Origin of the sequence: Kitasatospora sp. NPDC048545 (assembly GCF_040651155.1) — a bacterium.
In the GTDB taxonomy this organism is placed as follows: domain Bacteria; phylum Actinomycetota; class Actinomycetes; order Streptomycetales; family Streptomycetaceae; genus Kitasatospora.
Genome location: NZ_JBEZIQ010000014.1, coordinates 101726 through 119590, shown reverse-complemented (window position 1 = coordinate 119590; position 17865 = coordinate 101726). Strand labels below are relative to the sequence as shown.

Annotated in this window: 17 protein-coding genes; 11 read left to right on the top strand and 6 right to left on the bottom strand. The window is 75.5% G+C overall.

Translation table 11 applies throughout. From position 1 onward, the window contains the following. Positions 1–129 precede the first annotated feature (129 nt). From AB0D10_RS16170 to AB0D10_RS16140, 7 genes are all read left to right on the top strand, one after another. Complete coding sequence (locus AB0D10_RS16170; RefSeq protein WP_360256274.1) at positions 130–1071, top strand: DUF4129 domain-containing protein; 942 nt, start codon at positions 130–132, stop codon at positions 1069–1071. Beyond that, complete coding sequence (locus AB0D10_RS16165; RefSeq protein ID WP_360256271.1) at positions 1068–1640, top strand: hypothetical protein; 573 nt, start codon at positions 1068–1070, stop codon at positions 1638–1640. The genes AB0D10_RS16170 and AB0D10_RS16165 overlap by 4 nt, the downstream gene beginning before the upstream one ends. Before the next feature lie 85 nt (positions 1641–1725). Continuing rightward, positions 1726–2832, top strand: a complete 1107-nt coding sequence (locus AB0D10_RS16160; RefSeq protein WP_360256269.1) for a MoxR family ATPase — start codon at positions 1726–1728, stop codon at positions 2830–2832. Continuing rightward, positions 2829–4220, top strand: a complete 1392-nt coding sequence (locus tag AB0D10_RS16155; RefSeq protein ID WP_360256267.1) for a DUF58 domain-containing protein — start codon at positions 2829–2831, stop codon at positions 4218–4220. The genes AB0D10_RS16160 and AB0D10_RS16155 overlap by 4 nt, the downstream gene beginning before the upstream one ends. Further along, positions 4217–4978 (top strand): hypothetical protein, encoded by a 762-nt coding sequence (locus AB0D10_RS16150; protein WP_360256265.1) that lies wholly within the window; start codon positions 4217–4219, stop codon positions 4976–4978. Before AB0D10_RS16155 ends, AB0D10_RS16150 begins: the two co-directional genes overlap by 4 nt. A 606-nt stretch (positions 4979–5584) precedes the next feature. Then, entirely contained in the window at positions 5585–7408 is a 1824-nt protein-coding gene (locus AB0D10_RS16145) for a hypothetical protein (RefSeq protein ID WP_360256263.1), read from the top strand. Between the two features lie 217 nt (positions 7409–7625). Next, positions 7626–8615: a helix-turn-helix transcriptional regulator gene (locus tag AB0D10_RS16140; protein WP_360256261.1), complete on the top strand. Its 990-nt coding sequence runs from the start codon at positions 7626–7628 to the stop codon at positions 8613–8615. A gap of 96 nt (positions 8616–8711) precedes the next feature. Here AB0D10_RS16140 and AB0D10_RS16135 read toward each other — a convergent pair whose 3' ends face one another. From AB0D10_RS16135 to AB0D10_RS16125, 3 genes are read right to left on the bottom strand one after another with little or no spacing between them, the layout of a single operon-like run. Further along, positions 8712–9731, bottom strand: a complete 1020-nt coding sequence (locus tag AB0D10_RS16135) for a TolB-like translocation protein (protein ID WP_360256259.1) — start codon at positions 9729–9731, stop codon at positions 8712–8714. Then, positions 9728–11083: an MFS transporter gene (locus AB0D10_RS16130; RefSeq protein WP_360256257.1), complete on the bottom strand. Its 1356-nt coding sequence runs from the start codon at positions 11081–11083 to the stop codon at positions 9728–9730. Before AB0D10_RS16130 ends, AB0D10_RS16135 begins: the two co-directional genes overlap by 4 nt. Before the next feature lie 2 nt (positions 11084–11085). Further along, the gene (locus tag AB0D10_RS16125) at positions 11086–11961 is read right to left on the bottom strand and encodes an alkaline phosphatase family protein (RefSeq protein WP_360256255.1); all 876 of its coding nucleotides are present in this window, start codon (positions 11959–11961) and stop codon (positions 11086–11088) included. A gap of 504 nt (positions 11962–12465) precedes the next feature. Here AB0D10_RS16125 and AB0D10_RS16120 point away from each other — a divergent pair. The 4 genes from AB0D10_RS16120 to AB0D10_RS16105 all read left to right on the top strand — a co-directional run bounded on the left by AB0D10_RS16120 (position 12466) and on the right by AB0D10_RS16105 (position 16502). After that, positions 12466–13257 (top strand): G1 family glutamic endopeptidase, encoded by a 792-nt coding sequence (locus AB0D10_RS16120; protein ID WP_360256252.1) that lies wholly within the window; start codon positions 12466–12468, stop codon positions 13255–13257. A 40-nt stretch (positions 13258–13297) separates the two neighbouring features. After that, positions 13298–14569, top strand: a complete 1272-nt coding sequence (locus tag AB0D10_RS16115) for a S53 family peptidase (protein WP_360256250.1) — start codon at positions 13298–13300, stop codon at positions 14567–14569. A gap of 209 nt (positions 14570–14778) precedes the next feature. Continuing rightward, positions 14779–15198, top strand: coding sequence for a YciI family protein (locus AB0D10_RS16110; protein WP_360256248.1), 420 nt, complete (start codon positions 14779–14781; stop codon positions 15196–15198). After that, on the top strand, positions 15171–16502 hold the full coding sequence (locus tag AB0D10_RS16105) for a sigma-70 family RNA polymerase sigma factor (protein ID WP_360256246.1): 1332 nt from the start codon (positions 15171–15173) through the stop codon (positions 16500–16502). Before AB0D10_RS16110 ends, AB0D10_RS16105 begins: the two co-directional genes overlap by 28 nt. A gap of 25 nt (positions 16503–16527) precedes the next feature. Here the strand turns inward: AB0D10_RS16105 and AB0D10_RS16100 are convergent, their stop codons facing one another. The 3 genes from AB0D10_RS16100 to AB0D10_RS16090 all read right to left on the bottom strand — a co-directional run bounded on the left by AB0D10_RS16100 (position 16528) and on the right by AB0D10_RS16090 (position 17786). After that, complete coding sequence (locus AB0D10_RS16100) at positions 16528–16764, bottom strand: amphi-Trp domain-containing protein (protein WP_359965983.1); 237 nt, start codon at positions 16762–16764, stop codon at positions 16528–16530. A gap of 112 nt (positions 16765–16876) precedes the next feature. Next, the gene (locus AB0D10_RS16095; protein ID WP_360256244.1) at positions 16877–17302 is read right to left on the bottom strand and encodes an SMI1/KNR4 family protein; all 426 of its coding nucleotides are present in this window, start codon (positions 17300–17302) and stop codon (positions 16877–16879) included. A 73-nt stretch (positions 17303–17375) separates the two neighbouring features. After that, positions 17376–17786 (bottom strand): helix-turn-helix domain-containing protein, encoded by a 411-nt coding sequence (locus tag AB0D10_RS16090; RefSeq protein ID WP_360256241.1) that lies wholly within the window; start codon positions 17784–17786, stop codon positions 17376–17378. Positions 17787–17865 lie beyond the last annotated feature (79 nt).

Below are 17865 nucleotides of genomic sequence, written 5' to 3'. Positions count from 1 at the left end.
GGGCGGCAGGTGACACCGTGACGGTCGGTGTGCGACGCTGCAGTTCGCGCGCCATCGCGCGCGGGGGAGCCGGGGGTTCGCATGAGCGGTGGGTCGCCGTCGCGTACGCGCGGGCGGGTCGGTCGGCCGGTGGGAGTGCTGCTGGTCGTCGTCGGCCTGCTGCTCGCTGCCGCGGCGCTGCGGCCCGGGGGCGGACTCCTGGGCACGGCGGCTGCCGGGCCGGTGACCGGCACCGGGGTCGTGGTGCTGATCGGTCTCGGCTGGGCGGTGCTGGTCGGCCGGTTCGCGGTGCGCTTCCGCGAGGAGGTCCGCCACCTCGACGGGCCGACGCCCCGGGCCGAGCGCCTGCGGGAGGCGGCGATGCTCCTGCTGCCGGCGGCCGCCGTCGCGGTGCCGTTCCTGCTGCTGGTCCTGCGCAGCCGGGTCTCCGGACCGCCCGACCTGCCGCACCCGAATCGTCCGCCGGTCACCCTCGCCCCCGAGACCGTCCCGCCGGCTCCGCCACCGGTGCCGACCGTGGCCGAGGCGCCCGGCGTGCTGCTCGCGGCGCTGATCGCCCTGGCGGCAGCGGCGCTGGTCGTGTTCGTCGTCGTCCTCGTGCTCCGGCTGCGCCGGCGGGCCCGGTTCCTGGAGGTGCCCGAGGTGCTGCCCGCCCCCGCGCCCGCGAGCGCCGAGGCCGCCCTCGCCGAGGCCGTCGACTCCGGTCGCCGGGCCCTCAGGGGAGCGGACGCCCGGGCGGCGGTGATCGCCTGCTACGCGGCGATGGAGGACTCGCTGGCCGCCTCCGGCCTGCCCCGGCACGCCTGGGAGAGCCCGACGGAGCTGCTGCGCCGCGCGCTGTCGGACGGCCGGATCGACGCCACCGGGGCCCGGGAACTCACCGCGCTGTTCCGGGAGGCCCGGTACTCGACCCACCCGATGGACGACGGCCACGTGCGCCGGGCCCGTACGGCCCTGGACGCCATCGCCGCCCGGCTCGCGGACGCGGCACCCCGGGAGGGCGCCGCACCCCGGGAGGGCACCGCACCCCCGGCGGACGCCGCGGCGGAGACGGGGGGAGGACGCCGGTGAGCAGCGCGACACCGCGACACCACGGGCCGGTGGACGGCTCCGACGGGTCGGCGGACAGGTCCGCGGACGGGACGGAGCGGGAGTTCGCCCGGCCGGGGTCGGTGCGGCACAGCCTGATCGAGCTGGCCGTGCCCGCCGTCCTCGCCGAGGTGCTGTTCGGCCTGGTCGGCGGGTGGCCCGGGGCGGGGGCCGGCATCGTCCTGCTGACGGCCACCGGTCTGCTCGTCGCCCGCCGGGTGGCCGGGGCGGGAACCGGTGCCCGCACCCTGCGCAGCCGGGCGCGGCAGATGGAGGCGTACGAACCGGGCCTCGGCGACTGGCGCTGGACGGTCCGCCAGGGCCTCGACCCTGGCGGCGACGCCGCGCCGCTGCGCTTCCGCCTCCAACGGCTGTACACGGTGCGGCTGGCGGAGGTCCACGGCGTGGACCTGTCGGTCGACCGTGACCGGGCTGCCGACCTGCTCGGGCCCCGACTGTGGCCGTGGATCGACCCGTTGGCGCCGGCCCCGGCCGGGGCCTTCCCGGCGGCGGTCCTGAGCGAACTCGTCGACCGGCTCGACTCGCTCTGACCCTCCGGACCCGGGGGCCGGCGCCTCCGGAGCCCGGGTCCGCCACGCCTCCCACCACCGACCGCATCGTTTCCGCAGGAGCGTCATGTCCGACCTTTCCACCAGCGTCCACGACTCCGCCCGGCCCGCGGTCGGCCCGGCCGACTCGGCCGCGTCGGCAGACCCTGCCGTCCCGGGTGCGCCGGAGGCCGTCTCCGCGACCCCGCCGCTGACCTTGCCGCCGCTGACGCCGCAGCAGGCCGGCGAGCGGGCCCGCGCGGTGATCACGGAGATCGAACGGGCCGTGGTCGGCAAGCCCGAGGCACTGCGCCTGGTCATGCTCGGCGCCCTCGCCGGCGGACACGTCCTGATCGAGGACCTGCCCGGGCTCGGGAAGACCCTGCTCGCCCGCTCGTTCGCGACCACCCTCGGCCTGGACTTCCGCCGGATCCAGTTCACCCCCGACCTACTGCCCTCGGACGTCACCGGCGCGCCCTTCTACGACCGCAACACCGGCGAGATGGTGTTCCGGCCCGGCCCGCTGTTCACCCAACTGCTGCTGGCCGACGAGATCAACCGGACCCCGCCCAAGACCCAGGCCGCCCTCCTGGAGGCGATGGCCGAGAGCCAGGTCTCCGTCGACGGCGCCACCCGCCGCCTGCCGGACCCCTTCCTCGTCATCGCCACCGCCAACCCGATCGAGTACGAGGGCACCTACGCCCTGCCCGAGGCCCAGCTCGACCGCTTCCTGCTGCGCGTGCGCATGGGCTACCTCCCCACCGCCACGGAGGCGGCGATGCTGCGCGCCAGGATCGACCGGGCGGCCCCAGAGCCGGTGCTGCGGACCGTGGCCGGGCCCGCGGAACTGCTCGCCATGCGGGCCGCGGTGGAACGGGTCGAGGTCGACGACGACCTGGTCGAGTACGTCATCGCCCTCGTCGACGCCACCCGCAACGACCAGCAGATCCAGGTCGGCGCCTCGCCGCGCGGTGGCCTGGCGCTGATCCAACTGGCCCGCGCCCACGCCATGCTGGAGGGTCGCGACTACCTGACCCCGGAGGACGTCAAGGCGCTCGCCGGGCCGGCCCTGGCCCACCGCATCACGCTCAAGCCGGAACTGTGGGTGCGCCGGATCGAGGCGGACGACGTGCTGGCGCGGCTGATCGCCTCCGTCCCCGCGCCGCGGACGCTGCCCCGCGCGGAGGCGCTGTGAACCGCACCCCGGACGCCGGCCCGTCCCCCGCGCAGGCCCCGTCCGGCGACGGCACGGACCGGCTCGCCCGCCGCGCCCGGGCCCTGGCCGTCGCCCGCAGCGTCCGCGCCACCGCCGCGGGCCTGCCCGACAGCCCGCCGTCACCGCACTGGCGGCCCGCCGAGCAGACCCTGCGCCTGCTCACCGTGGCCACCGTCGCGGCCCTCGCCGCCCTGGCCACCGGACACGCCTGGCTGCTCGCCCCGGCCGCCTTCGCGGCCGTCCTGCTCGCCCTGGCGGCCCCCGCGGGCAGCCGCCCCACCCGGCTGTCCGCCGAGAGCACCGCCCGGCCGCAGCGCTGCTTCGAGGGCGAGCCCGTCACCGTCCACGTCACCGTGCACCACGACGGCCGGACCGGCCCGCCCGAGCCCGCCGTGGCACTCGGCCCCGGCCTCGCCCTGGACGCGCTGACCGTCACCCCGACCGGTGTCGACCTCGTCCTGCGCGCCAACAGCTGGGGCCGCCGGCACCTGGGCGTCGTCGACCTCGACGTGCCGGACGTCCGCGGCCTGGCCCGTCGCACCGTTCGCGCCGACCTCGGCACCGTCGACGTCTTCCCCGTCCCCGACGCCGCCCGGCTCACCCCGATCCCGGTCCGCCTGCCCGAACGGATCGGCGAGCACACCACCGCGCACGAGGGCACCGGCATCGAGGTCATCGGCGTCCGCCCGCACGTGCCCGGCGAACGGCAGCGGCGGATCCACTGGCCGTCCACGACCCGCCGCGACGCCGTCCAGATCAACCAGTTCGCCGCCGAACGCGCCGCCGACGCCGTCGTCCTGCTCGACACGCTCGCCGACTACCTCGACGCCGCCACCGGACGGCGCAGCCTGGACGAGACCCTGCGCGCCGCCACCGGCCTCACCCGCGCCTACCTGCGCCGGCACGACCGGATCGGCCTCCTCGCGGTCGGCGGGCGCCTGCGCCTGCTCACCGCCTCCACCGGGGAACGGCAGCTCTACCGCATGGTGGAGAGCGTGCTGGAGGTCCGTCAGGACCGGCCCGCGCGCGGCCCCCTCCCGCCCCTGCCGCTCGCCGCCCTGCCCGGTCACGCCCTCGTCTACGCGTTCACCCCGCTTGCCGACCAGCGCGTCCTCGACGTGCTCGGCCGGGTCCGCGAACGCGGCAACCCGCTCGTCGTGGTGGAGATCCCGGTCGGCGAACCGGCGGCCCGCCCCGGCGACGGGACCGACGTCCTCGCGCTGCGCCTGTGGCGCGCGGAACGCGAGGCGATGCGCGCCACCCTGCGCGGCCGGGGCGTCCCCGTGGTCCGCCACACGCCCGGGGAGACCCTGGACCTCGCGCTCGCGCCGCTGCTGCGCCGCCGGATCACGGGAGCCGCCGGATGACCGCCACCGAGCAGGGACCACCGGACCGCACGTTCGTCGCCCCGGACCGCACGCTCACTGCCCCGGACCGCACGCTGGTCGCCCAGGACCGCGCACCCGGCGAACCTGATCGCGGGCTCGCCGCCCCGGCCCGCCGCCTCCGCACGGCCCGCCCCACCGGCTGGGGCCCGCGCCTCGAACGCGCCGCCCTGCGCGGCACCGGTACCGCCCTCGCCCTCGCCGCGGCGGGCACCGGAGCCGGGACGCTCACCGACCGGTTCGGGCCTGTCTGCCTGCTGCCGGTCGCGGTCGGCGCCCTCTGGGCCGCCGTTCCCGCACCGGACGGCCCGGTCTCGCCGACCTGGCTGAGGCACCTGTCCGCGGCCCGCACCACCCTCCTTGCCGCAGGATCCGTCCTGCTCGCCGCCCTCGGCGGGCCGCCCTGGTGGCGGGCGCTCGCGGTGACCGTCCTGCTCGCGGCGTACCTGCTGCTGCTCGACGCACTCGGCCCCCGGCGCCCGAGCATCCGCCCCGCCGCCGCGGGTGCCGCGCTCACGGCCGCGCTGCTGGTCCTGCTGCCGGCCTTCGCCGCCACCGGGGCGGGCGAGTGGTCCCGCCCCCTCGCCGTGCTGGGCCTGGTCGCGGCCGCCGTCGGCGTGGGCCTGGCGCTGCGCCCGGAGGGGACGCCGCCGGACCCGGTGGACGAGCGGTCGGACGGCGCCGGCCCGGCCCGGGCCGGCGGGCCCGCCGACGGGCGTCGGGCCCGTCGCCGGCACTGACCGGGGCCGAGGCCTGCTCCCACCCGGGCGCCGTCGGACGGACGGCGCCCCGTCGCCGGTCCGGTGCCGGTTCTACGCACGCCCGGTCGCCCGGCCGGTCCCCGTCGCCGGGCCGGTGGGCGCGCCCGTCGTGGGCCTGCCGTGGGCCCGTCGTACACACCTGCACCTCCCGCTCGCCCACCGCGACCGGCGAGGCCTCCCGCTCGCCCACCACGACCGGCGAGGCCCACCGGCCGACCTCCTGCCGGGCCGCGGCAACCCGACGGTCGCGCGGAGCCCGCAGCGGATCCTCACCGGCTGGACGGCCGTCGGCGGTGACGGCGTGCTGGGCGAGGAGTACGTCCGGAGGCGGCGTCTTCGCCGTGGAGCCGGACGAGGAGGGGATCCGGTCCGGCGACCTCCGGACGGCGTGCCCGCTCCGCCGGGCCCGCCGTTCCGTGCCCCCGCCAACGTCAAGGACCTTTCCCCGGTGTGTGGTTGGGGTGTGCGTATTCCCGGCCGGCGGGGTCGCCCGGCGCGTAGCATCGGAGCCCGCCTCCGGGGCGGGGCCGTGCGCGGGGAGCGCGCGGCGGGGAGCGGTCGGCAGGCGGAGGAGAGGGGGCGCGGATGACGGAGCGTGACGTCCGCCGGAGCGTGGTGCGGAACGGGCTGGTGGCGCTGGCCGTCTGGTGGCTGTGGATGCCGCTGGTCGCGGTCGTGGTGTGGCTGGTCAAGCACCTCGTGTTCGGCGGCTTCGGGCAGCAGGACCAGAGCTACGTGCTGTTGCTCCAGCAGGAGTTGTTCCCGCACGGCGGTGTCCTGGACGCGACGCCGCTGTTCTGGATCTGGGCCGCGGTCGGGCTGTGCGGCACGGTGGGTGCGGTGGTGTACGTCGCGGGGGAGTCCGGGGCCGGGTTCGGCGGCCGGTGGGTGCGCCTGGCGCTGGTGGTGACGGTGCTGGCGGTGGTCGGCTCGCTGGTGCGGGTGGGCACCGGGCTGTGGGACGACGACAAGGACGCGGGCCGTTTCTACGCGGCGGCGACCGTGCTCGACGTCCCGGAGGGCGGTGCGGGTACGCCGCGTTCGGTGCTGCCGGTGACCGAGCACACCCGCCCGGGGGACGGCGTCCGCTGCGACCTGGTGGGCACCGCGGACGTGCCGGCCTGCGTGAAGACCGCGCCGATGCCGGACTTCGACTTCGAGGCGCGCACCGCCTCCTACGCGGCGGCGACCAAGGCCCTCACCGACAGCGCCGGCCTGACCTCCGGTGTCCACCTGATGGGGCACAGCCTGCACTACCTGCCCGACGCCTCGCAGGGCGGCGGGGTGTGGACGGCCGTCCTGGACGGTTCCGGCGAGCAGCCGATGGAGGGCGTCGCCGTCTGGGACGGCCGCTCGAACTCGGTGGCCACCTGCGCGTTCCGCGGCGACCACGCGTTCGGCCGGGCCTTCGCCGGCTCGGGGGCGGTCAGCCTGCGCAACCTGCTCGCCGAGCGGTTCCCCGAACTGGTCTACAGCGACCAGGACATCTGGGGCTACTGCGACGGCGCCGACCCCCGCACCGCCCGGCCGGTGGTGGTGGTCTCGGTGGCGCGGCAGATCGGCTGGCGGCAGCGCACCGTGCTGGAACCGGCCGGGGTGCTGGTCCTGCGCGGCTCGCCCGACGGCCGGCCGGCCGTCACGTACCGGGCGGAGGTCGCCCCGGGTGAACTGCCCGGCGCCGTGTACCCGGCCTCGGTCGTCCGGGACCAGATCCACGAGGTGCAGTGGCTCGGCGGGCGCGGCGCCAAGGACGACCGCGGCTTCGGCTACGACCACACCTCGGCGGCGACCAACGCCGGCAACCCGGGCGAGTTCCTGCTCCGCTCGAAGGCCGACGGCCACCTCTACTACGTGACGCCGCTGGTACCGCGGGAGAGCTCCTCGCAACTGGTGGTCGGGTACGCCGTGCTGCAGGCCGACCGGGCCGGCGGCGGCCTCAACGAACTGCACGTGTACGTGCGCGGCGACGACGCCCCGTCGGTGAACCTGGACGTGCTGGCCAGCCGGATGGTGTCGTACATGGCGCAACAGACCTCGATCACCATCAGCGCCGGGCAGGGCGGCGCGCTGCAGGAACTCGTCCCGTTCGGCCGGGACATGTGGCGCGGCTTCGTGGACTTCAACGGGCAGACCCAGGACTACATCGACCTGTCGGGCGATGCCACGGTGACGCCCAACCTGGTGTCGCTGAACGGCAGCATCACCCCGCCCGGCGGCGGCCAGCCGGCACCGGCACCGGCACCGGCATCGACCGCGACCCCGGCCCCGGCACCCGGTGCGTCGGCCCCGACGGGCGGGTGCGGTGGTGATCCGGGGCAGCTGACGACCGGGCAGCTCGCGGCCTGCGTCGCGGAGCTGTCCAGGCAACTGCAGGGGCGCGTCCAGGATCCGGCGCCCGCCCGGCCGTGACGGCGCCTGCCCAGCCCTGACGGCCGCCGCTGACGGCGACCGACCGCCGCGGGGACGTACCCCGGGGCGGTCGGCGCCCCCGGCCGGGCGGAGGAGGTGAAGGATCTGCGAGCAGGGGCTCCCGCGGCGCCGTCCGGCGGTAGATTTCGCTGCCATCGTGGGACTCCGCCGGAACGACCGCCGCCCGGCAGCGGTCCCCGGGGAGAGTGAGGACACCGTGCCCGGTCCACCCTTTCGGCCCGTCGGCCCCGCGCGCCGCCCCGAACTCCTCCAGGCCCTGCGCACCGGGCCGTTCGACCTCGCGCTGCGTACGGCGATCCGCGACAGCGGGCTGAGTCTGGAGGGGATCCAGCGCCGTCTCGACCGCCGCGGTGTCCAGGTCAGCGTCTCCAGCCTGAGCTACTGGCAGCGCGGTCGCAGCAGACCCGAACGGCCCGACTCGCTGGCGGCGGTGCGGGTGCTGGAGGAGGTGTTGGGCCTGCACCGGGACGAACTGGTCGTCCTGCTCGGCCCGCGCCGCCCGCGCGGACGCTGGGTGGAACACGTCCCCGGTTCGCTCGACTACGCCAGCACCTTCGGTGATCCGGCGGTGGAGGGTGTCCTGGCCGACCTCGACCCGCGCACCAACGCCCGGATGGAGACCCTGCACACCCGGGTCGACGTGCACATCGGCGCGCGGCGGGAGGAGCGCCGGGTGGACGTCGTGCAGGTGGTCCGCGCCCTGGCCGCGGGCGCCGACCGGCTGATCCTGCTCACCCAGGCCAAGCCCGAGATGTCCGCCGGCGCCGACCTCGGTCTCTCCGGCCTGGTCGGCTGCCGACTCGGGCGGCGCCGGGTGGACCGCGAACGCGGCCTGGCCGCAGCGGAGTTGCTCCTCGATCTGGTGCTCGGGCCGGGGCAGTGCACGGTCGTCGAGTACAGCTACGCCTATCCCTCGGAGCAGGTCGCCACCCGTTACCAGCGCATGGTGCGCTTCCCCGGGAAGAACCTGGTCCTGCGGGCGCGCTTCGACCCGGCGGACCTCCCGGCCGGGTGTGCCGCGCTCTGGCGCCCGCAGCACGACGCGCCGCCGTCCAGTGACGAGCAGCTGAGGGTCTCCCCGGCCGGCCACGCCTGTGCCGTGTTCCCGGACGTCACCCCCGGTATCTACGGGCTGTCCTGGGAGTGGAACGAGGACCTCGCGCCGGTGCCCCCGCGGGCCGGCTGACCACCCCGGCCGGGAGCGCCCTTCGGCGGGCCGCCGCTCGTGCCGACGGCCCGCCGAAGACTGTTGACGATCCGTCAGGTGTGTCGACGGATGGTGTCAGCGGACGACGGCCGGTGCCAGGGCGGCGCGCACCAGCAGGGCGGGCGCCCCGGAGCCGTCGGCCGGGACGCTCCACACGTCGGTGCCGTCGTCGCTCGGCAGCGCGTACGCGAGGGTCCGCCCGTCCAGCCACAGCGCCTGGTCGTCGACGTCGCGCTGCTCGGCGGTCGCGCTCTCCGCCATGGTCCGCAGGTCCAGCACGTACAGCCGCCAGGGCGCGTCGTCGGGCAGGCCGGGCACGCGCTTCTTGTACGCGATCCGGGTGCCGTCGGGGGACAGCGAGGGGCACTCGACGTTGCCGTGCACGGTGGTGAGCGTGCGGCGGGTGACGTCGCCGGCGGCCAGGTAGGTGCGGCCGCCGGTGGCCACGGTGGCGTAGAACCGTTCGTCGTCGGCGAAGGTCACGCCCCAGACGTTGACGTCCGGGGAGCGGTAGGGCGCGCCGTCGAGGGTGACGGCGTCGTCCTCCAGGTTCTCCTGGAGCGTCCAGGTGCGGGTGTCCAGGACGGAGGTGCGGGTGGAGAAGGAGCCGCCGGCGTAGGAGTCCCCGCTGAGGAAGACCGTCCACGCCACCAGGTGTCCCGAGGGCGACACCCGGGCCCGGGTCGGGATCCCGGCCAGGTCGTAGTGCCGCACCTCGTGCAGGGCCGCGTCCAGGACCACGGCGCGGTAGCCGTCCTGGACCGGCCCGTGCACCGCCTGCAGGCAGATCCCGGTGCCCGCCGCCGCGTGGAAGCGCAGACAGGTGGGGGCGGACGCCGCGGTGCGGGTGTCGTCAGGCTGCCCGAGCGGGACGGAGGCCAGCTCGTCGCGGTCGGGGCCCCAGGTCATGCTGCGGAACACCAGGCGGGGGCCGTCCGGCTGGGCGCCGAGCGTCACCGTCCCGGCCCGCACCGGCGGCCCGTCCGCCCGGGCGCCGCGGGCCTGCCCGGCGGCGTGCAGCACCGCCAGCGTGCCGGTCGCCGCGAGCAGCGCGACCGCCGCGAGCAGGACGAGGATCCTGCGTCCGCCGCTCACGCGGCCTCCTCCCCGCGCGCCGGGCCCGGCCGCAGCACGCACGCCGCCACGGCCACCGCCCCGGCCAGCGCGGCCGTCATCGCCGCCAGTGCCGTGCCGTCCCCCCACCGCGCCCACAGCACCCCCACCGCCAGCGAGCAGCCGAAGCGGCCGGCGGCCTGGCCCGTGCCCACCAGCGCCAGGCCGGCCCCCTGCCGCGCCGCGGGCACGACGGCGGCCGTGGCGGCCGCGAGCATCCCGTCGGTCGCCGCGTAGAACACGCCGTGCAGGGTGAGGACGACCGCGGCGACCGGCAGCCCGCCGGCCGGGCGCAGCAGCAGGACGGCGTACCCGGACAGCAGGGCCAGGTGCCCCAGGACGAACACCCGCCGCCGGCCGTACCGGTCACCGGCCGTGCCCAGCGGGACCGCGAGCAGCAGGTACACCGCGGCCGTGCCGAGCGGCAGCAGCGGGAACCAGCCCGCCGGCAGGCCCAGGCGCCGCTGGGCGAACAGGTAGACGAAGGAGTCGCTGAGGGTGGCGAGTCCGAGCAGGGCCGCGCACAGGCAGACCCGGCGCAGGCCGGGCAGGTGCAGCAGCCGGGCGACGGGCCGTCCGGCCGGCCGCGGGAGCACGCCGCCGACCGTGCCACCGGGGCGGGCGGGCACGCACAGGACGAGGACCAGGACGCCGAGCGCCGCGACGCAGGCGCTGACCGTGAAGACCGCGTGGTAGCCGCCCGGGGCGGCGCGCAGGATCAGGAAGGCCAGCAACGGTCCGGCCAGCGCCCCGGCGGTGTCCATCGCCCGGTGCACGCCGAACGCGCGGGCGCGGCGCTCGGGCGGGGTGGACAGGGAGATCAGCGCGTCGCGCGGGGCGGTGCGCAGCCCCTTGCCGGCCCGGTCCACGGCGAGGACCAGGCCGAGCACCGGTGTGGTGCGGGCGAACAGCAGTGCCGGTTTGCACAGCGCCGAGAGCCCGTACCCGGCGGCCGCGACGGCCTTGTGCCGCCCGTGGCCATGGGTGCCGTGGCCGTCGGTGTCGTGCCCCTGGCCGTGGGCGCCGTGGTCGTCGGTGCCGTACCCGCCGGGCCGGTGGCCGGGCCGGTCGGCGAGCAGCCCGCCGAGCAGCCGGACCACGACGGTCGCGCCGTTGTACACGCCGTCCAGGACGCCGAACCCCAGGGGGGACACGGCCATGGTGGTGACCAGGTAGAGCGGGAGCACGGCGGTGACCATCTCGGAGGAGATGTCCGTGACGAGGCTGACGGTCCCGAGCGCCAGCACGGTGGTGGCGATCCGAGCGGGCCGCCCCGGCCGTCGGGCCGGGGCGGCGTCGGACGCCGGGGTGTGACGGCTGTCCGCGAGGTACACGGTCAGTTCCAGACGCCGGTGATGTCGGTGGCCGAGGCGGACTTGCCGGCGTGCGCGCCGGTGCCGGCCAGGTCCTCCAGGGTGTGCAGCAGGTCGTAGTGGTTGTACGAGGTGCTGCTGGTGGCACCCGCCCTGGCGGGCTGCCCGTAGATCAGGGTGGGGATGTGGTTGCCGCTGTTGCGGTCGTCCTCGTCGTAGGTGACGACCAGCAGGCTGTTGTGGCTCCTGGCCCAGGAGGCGTAGCCGCCCAGCTTGTTCTTCAGCCAGGAGTCCCCGGTGCCCACCGAGCAGTTGTGCATGTCGCTGCAGAGGTCGGGGATGACGAAGGAGACCTTGGGCAGCTTGCCGTAGTCCGAGGGGAACTGCGCGAAGGTGTGCGCGGTGGACCCGGGGACGTTGCCGAAGCCCACCCAGGGGGCGTGCTTGCGGGCGTAGTTGCCGCTGCTGCAGGTGGTGGACCCCTGGCTGGGCAGGGCTTCGCTGTAGCTGCCCCAGCTCTTTCCGGCCGCGCTCAGCTCGGTCGCCAGGTTGGGCGCCTTGCTGAAGCCGGGGGAGTAGCAGGAGTCGTCGGTGATTCCCTGGGTGCTGCCGGAGAACACCGCGAAGTAGTTCGGCTGGCTGGGGTGGGTGATCCCGTACGAGGCCTTGAGCAGGGCGCCTCCGGTGGCGAGCGAGTTGAGGAAGGGGGCGTCGGAGCTGCCGATGATCTGCCCGTAGGCGTGGTTCTCCAGCATCACCACGACGATGTGGTCGGGCGCGGGGAGGGTGGCGGCGGCCGAGGCGGTGGTACCGGCCGTGAGCGCGGCGGCCGCGGTCGCGCCGGCCACCGCCGCGGCCAGGACGAGCGTGGTGCGGGAACGGGCTGTGGGGAAGGGCATGCCTGTCTCCGGGGAGGGGGTGGGGGTCGGGGGTGTGGTGCGGACGGCGGACGCACCGGGTGCGGCGCGCCGGGCCGTCGGCAGGGGTCGACCGTCCCGCAGCACCGATGGGGCGTCAACACCCCTGAGTTGCGGGTGAGTTCCTGCTGTCAAGCGGCCGTCAACTGTGTGGATGCCGCAGGCCTGCGGTGACGGGCCGACGGCCGGATCGCGGTCCCGCAGCGGCGGCCAATTCTGTGGATTCCCCAGTGCGGCTGCTCCGTCCCGGGGCCTTCGGGGCACTCGACTGGCGAATCCACAGAATTGCCCGCCCCGCGGGCCGGGGCGCACCCCGCGCCGCAGCTCAGCGACCCTGCGGACGGCCCTCGGGAGGCTGGTCCGAACCGTCAACCATCAGGAATTCCAAAGGCGTTGACCACCTCTGCGGTGCCGGACGACACTCTCGTCCCATCACGGCCCGCCCCCCTCGGGGCCGGCCCCTCCCCCCTCCCGAGGAGCCCCCTCATGCCCCGTCGCGCCACGGCACGCACCCGCCCCCGTTCCTACGCCCGCTCCCTCGCCGCCGCCTGCGCACTGCTGCTCTGCGTACCGCCGGCCGCCGCGGCGGCCGGCGGCTCCACCCCTGCGGACGCCTCCGCAGCCTCCACCCCCGCGAGGACGCCCGCCGCCTCCCGCGCCGGCATCACCTCCGGCAACTGGTCCGGCTACGCGGCCACCGGCTCGACCCACCACTCCGTCAGCGCGACCTGGACCCAGCCCCGGATCACCTGCGCAGCCGTCGGCGCGGTGTCCGTCTGGGTCGGCCTCGACGGCCAGGGCACCAGCACCGTCGAACAGACCGGCACCCAGGCGGAGTGCACCGCCGTCAACGCCGCGCCCCGCTACTTCGCCTGGTGGGAGAACTACCCGGACCCGGAGTCCCCCTACCGCGACGCCGTGCGGCCGGGCGACACCATGACCGCCTCCGTCACCTACGACCGCGCGCACGACGACTACACCGCCCGGCTCACCGACGAAACCCTCGGCTGGACCGAGACCGAGTCCTTCCCCCGCTACGGCGGCGCCACCAACGGCAGCGCCGAAGTGATCGCCGAAGCCCCCAACCGCAACGGCTCCCGCCAGCCGCTGGCGAACTTCGGCAGCGTCACCTTCACCCACGCTGCCGTCGACGGCCGCACCCTGGCCGCCGCCTCGGCGGCCACCGTGACCATGGCCCGCAACGGCGTCACCGAGGCCGTGCCCGGCCCGCTGTCCGGCGGCGGCGACTCCTTCACCGACACCTGGAAGCACTCCTGATCCCCGCGGCCCCGCCCAACCGACCAGTGAGGAACCGACGATGACCCCCCACCACCGGACCCCGCGCCACCGCACCCCCACCGACCGCCACCCGCGCCACCGCACCCCCCGCCGGGCTCTGTGGTCCGCCGCCGCCCTGGCCCTGACCACCCTCGCCACCTCCCCCGTCGCCCACGCCGTGCCGTCCGCCGCCACCCACCGGCCCTGGCACCAGCTGTGCGCCGCCCCCACCGAGACCACCGCAGGCTGCGACGTCCTGGAAGCCGACACCCCCACCGGACCGGCCGTCGCCAAGGGATCGGCCGCCCCCGCCGGTTACGGGCCCGCCGACCTCCGGTCCGCCTACCGCCTGCCCTCCGACGGAGGCTCCGGCCAGACCATCGCCGTCATCGACGCCTACGACGACCCCGACGCCGAGAGCGACCTCGCCACCTACCGCCAGCAGTACGGCCTGCCCGCCTGCAGCACCGACAACGGCTGCTTCCGCAAGGTCGACTCCGACGGTCGGACCAGCCCGCTGCCCTCCCCCGCGAGCGTCAACCAGGGCGCCGAGGACTCCCTCGACCTCGACCTGGTCTCCGCCACCGCCCCGAACGCGAAGATCATCCTGGTCGAGGCGAACAGCGCGAAGATCTCCGACATCGGCGCCGCCGTCAACCGGGCCGTCGCCCTCGGCGCGAAGTTCGTTTCCAACAGCTACATCTTCAAGGAATCCGCCGACGACCCCACCTACGACAAGGACTACTACGACCACCCCGGCGTCGCCATGGTCGCCGGCAGCGGAGACTGGGACTACTCCTGGGGCGTCGGCTACCCCTCCAGCTCCCCCTACGCCACCTCCGTCGGCGGCACCTCCCTCGTCCGGGCCGGCAACAGCCGCGGCTGGAGCGAGAGTGCCTGGAACACGAAACCCGGCGAGGGCACCGGCTCCGGCTGCTCCGCCTACGAGGCCAAACCCGCGTGGCAGAAGGACACCGGCTGCCACCACCGGATGGCCACCGACGTCTCCGCCGCCGCCGACCCCGGCCACGGCCTGGCCGTCTACGACAGCTACCAGCGGAACGGCTGGAGCACCTTCGGCGGCACCAGCGCCGCCACCCCGATCGTCACCGGCGTCTACGCCGACGCGGGCACCCCCGGCGCCGGCTCGAACCCCGCCTCCTTCCCCTACGCCCACCCCGGCGCGCTCAACGACGTCACCACCGGCACCAACGGATCCTGCAGCCCGGCCTACTTCTGCACCGCCGGCCCCGGCTACGACGGCCCCACCGGTCTCGGCACCCCCGCCGGCACCGACGCCTTCCGCGGCTGACGCGCGCGGCCGGCCCGACCCGGCTTTCCGCCGCTCGACGAGCCCTCCGCCCCCGTCGCCGCTTTCCCCGCGGCGGGGGCGGGAGCGCCCGTCGGAGGGAATCCGAAAAAATCTCACCCGTGTCGCTCCACCGTGTCGATCCGCGGCCGCGCCGTTCGACCTGGGACTGAGAGGGTCGAGGAACGACCCCCCGGACAAGGAGACCGACCATGGCGAAGTACATGCTGATCATGCGGGGCACGGACGCGTCCGTCGCGAAGATGATGGAGACGCCCTTCGAGGACATGCTCGAAACGGTGGGCCGCTTCAACGAGGAGCTGATCCGGGCGGGCGTGCTCGTCGCCGCCGAGGGGCTGGACGACCCGTCGCAGGGCGTCGTGGTCGACTTCGGCGGGGAGACCCCGGTGGTCACCGACGGGCCGTACGGTGAGACGAAGGAACTGTTCGGCGGCTTCTACCTGATCGACGTCGCCACCAAGGAGGAGGCCGTCGAGTGGGCCAAGCGGCTCCCGGCGGTCCCCGGCTCGAAGTGCGAGGTCCGCCGGGTGCCCGGCATCGAGGAGTTCCCGCAGGACAACGAGTGGATCATCAAGGAGCGGGCGTGGCGCGAGCGGACCGGCCAGCTGTGACGTCCGGGGCCGCCGACGGCCCGCCGGTCGCCGAGCCGGCGCGGCGGGCTGTCGAGGCCGTCTGGCGGATCGAGTCCGCACGGATCGTCGGCGCGCTGGCCCGCTACACCGGGGACTTCGCGCTCGCCGAGGACGTCGCCCAGGAGGCGCTGGCGGAAGCCCTCGTCGCCTGGTCGCGCGACGGCGAGCCGGCCAGCCCGGTGGGCTGGCTGCTGGCGACCGCCCGGCGGCGGGCCATCGACGCCTTCCGCCGCAAGGCGGCCCTCGACGAGCGGTACGCCGTGCTCGCCGGGCCGCTCGCCGACGGCGAACTCAGCTCGGGCGCGGCCGCCGCGCCCGAGCGGCCCGACGACCCGCCCTACGACCCCGACCGGGTCGACGACGACGTCCTCGCGCTGGTGTTCACCGCCTGCCACCCGGTGGTCCCGGCCGAGGCCCGGGTGGCCCTCACCCTGCGCGTCGTGGGCGGCCTGTCCAGTGAGGAGATCGCCCGCGCCTTCCTGGTGCCCACCCCGACCGTCCAGGCCCGGATCACCCGGGCGAAGAAGACCATCGCCGCCGTCCGCGTCCCGTTCGAACTGCCGCCGCCCGAGGACCGGCGCGCGCGGCTCGGCGCCGTCCTGAGCGTCCTGTACGTGATCTTCACGGAGGGCTCGACGGCGACGGCCGGCGACGACCTGCTGCGCCCCGACCTGGCCTACGAGGCCGTCCGGCTGGCCCGGACCCTGGCCGCCCTGCTGCCCGCCGAGCCGGAGGTGCACGGCCAGCTCGCGCTGTTCGAACTCACCGCCGCGCGCTTTCCCGCCCGCACCGGACCCGACGGCGAGCCGGTGCTCCTGGAAGACCAGGACCGCCGCCGGTGGGACCGCTCGGCGACCCGCCGCGGCCTGGCCGCGCTCGGCCGGGCCGCCACCCTCGGGCGAGGCCTCGGACCGTTCGGACTGCAGGCCGCCATCGCCGCCTGCCACGCCACCGCACCCTCGGTGCGGGAGACCGACTGGGAACGCGTCGTGCTCCTCTACGAGGCGCTCGGCCGGGTGGCGCCGTCACCCGTCGTCGACCTCAACCGGGCCGTGGCCGTCGCCATGGCGGACGGGCCGGGGGAGGCGCTGACCGTGGTCGACGACCTGGCCGCCTCCGGCCGCCTCTCCGGGTCGCACCTGCTCCCGACCGTGCGCGGTGAACTGCTGACCCGCCTCGGCCGCACCACCGAGGCCCGGGCCGAACTGGAACTCGCCGCCCGCCTGTGCCGCAACACCCGCGAACGGTCGGTGCTGCTGCGCAAGGCGGCCGCCCTGGAGTGAGGGCTGCACGGTCCGGCCGGCCGGGTCAGTCCGGCTGCCCCGTGTGCCAGGACAGCTCGATCTCCAGCTCCATCTTGCCGTCCCCCAGCTCGACCTCGATCTCGGTCTCCAGCTCGTCCGGGATCCGCAGGGTCAGCTTCCCGGGCCCGAGCTCCAGCTCGGCCTGGCCCCCGCGCCTGAGCGCCGCCGCCAGCGCTTCGAGCTGGTCGGCGGCCTCGGCGCGCGACAGCGTGCGCTTCTGCTCGAACTCGAGGTCCTTCACGGCTGCCTCCCGGGCCGACGCGAACAGCGGGTACGGCCCATTCTCACGCTGCTCCCCGCCATCGGCCCGGTGACCGCCGTCGGCCCGGCGACCGACCTGCGGGGCAGTGCAGCTAGCGGTACCAGTCCCCGCGCTCGCGCAGGGCCCGCTCCAGGTACTGCCGCAGGTTCCCGGTCGCCATGAACCGGCTGTCCGTCTCGTGGTCCCAGACGAAGACCTCGTCGCGCGCGGGCGTGCGGACGAAGGCGAACTGGTCGGAGGCGTTGTCCCCGAAGAACATCAACGGCTCGAATGGCATGTAGAGGCTCGCGAAGTCCGGGGCGTTGCGGAACTCGGCGTTGTCCCTCGCGATGCGCCGGGCGCTCCAGACCACGTCCAGACCTTCGTGGGACAGCCCGTCGCACTCGCGCAGCAGGGCCGCGAGGTCCGCCGGCAGGGGTTGGCCCAGGACCTCCGCGACCGCGTGCAGGGAGGCTTCGTCGGCCGGGGCACCGAGTTCGGCGATCGGTGCCACCTCAAGGATCAGTTCGCGCCACATGGGGTGAGTGTGCCAAACCCCGGTGTGAGCCCCAACCCGGACGGGGCCACCGGGTACGCCACGGCCCCGCCCGTCACGCGTCCGGTGACGCCTGCTGACGGTCGTAGTCCTCCTGGGCGGCGAGGAGTTGCTCCCCGTGCCGGCCGAACCACTGGATGAGTTCGGTCAGCGGCCCGGCCAGGCCGACGCCGAGTTCGGTGAGGCTGTAGGTGACCTGGGGCGGGTTGGTGGGTGCGACGTCGCGGGCGACGAGCCCGGACCGGGCCAGTGCCTTGAGGTTCTGCGACAGCATCTTCTGGCTGATGCCGCCGACGCGTTGGTGCAGCTGGGCGAAGCGGTGCGGGCCGGCGATGAGGGCCGAGATGATCAGTGTCGCCCAGCGGCTCGTCGTCTGGTCCATGATCGGCCTGAGCGCGCACTTGTTGTCGAAGGTGTCGTGGGCCAGGAGCCGGGCGGCCGTCGCGACCTGCGCTGTTTCCGTCATGAAAGGAGCTTACAAAAAAGTAGGTACTTCCTGTCAGTAATGAGCTTTCCTACGGTGATCTCCACGGAACCAACGTTCG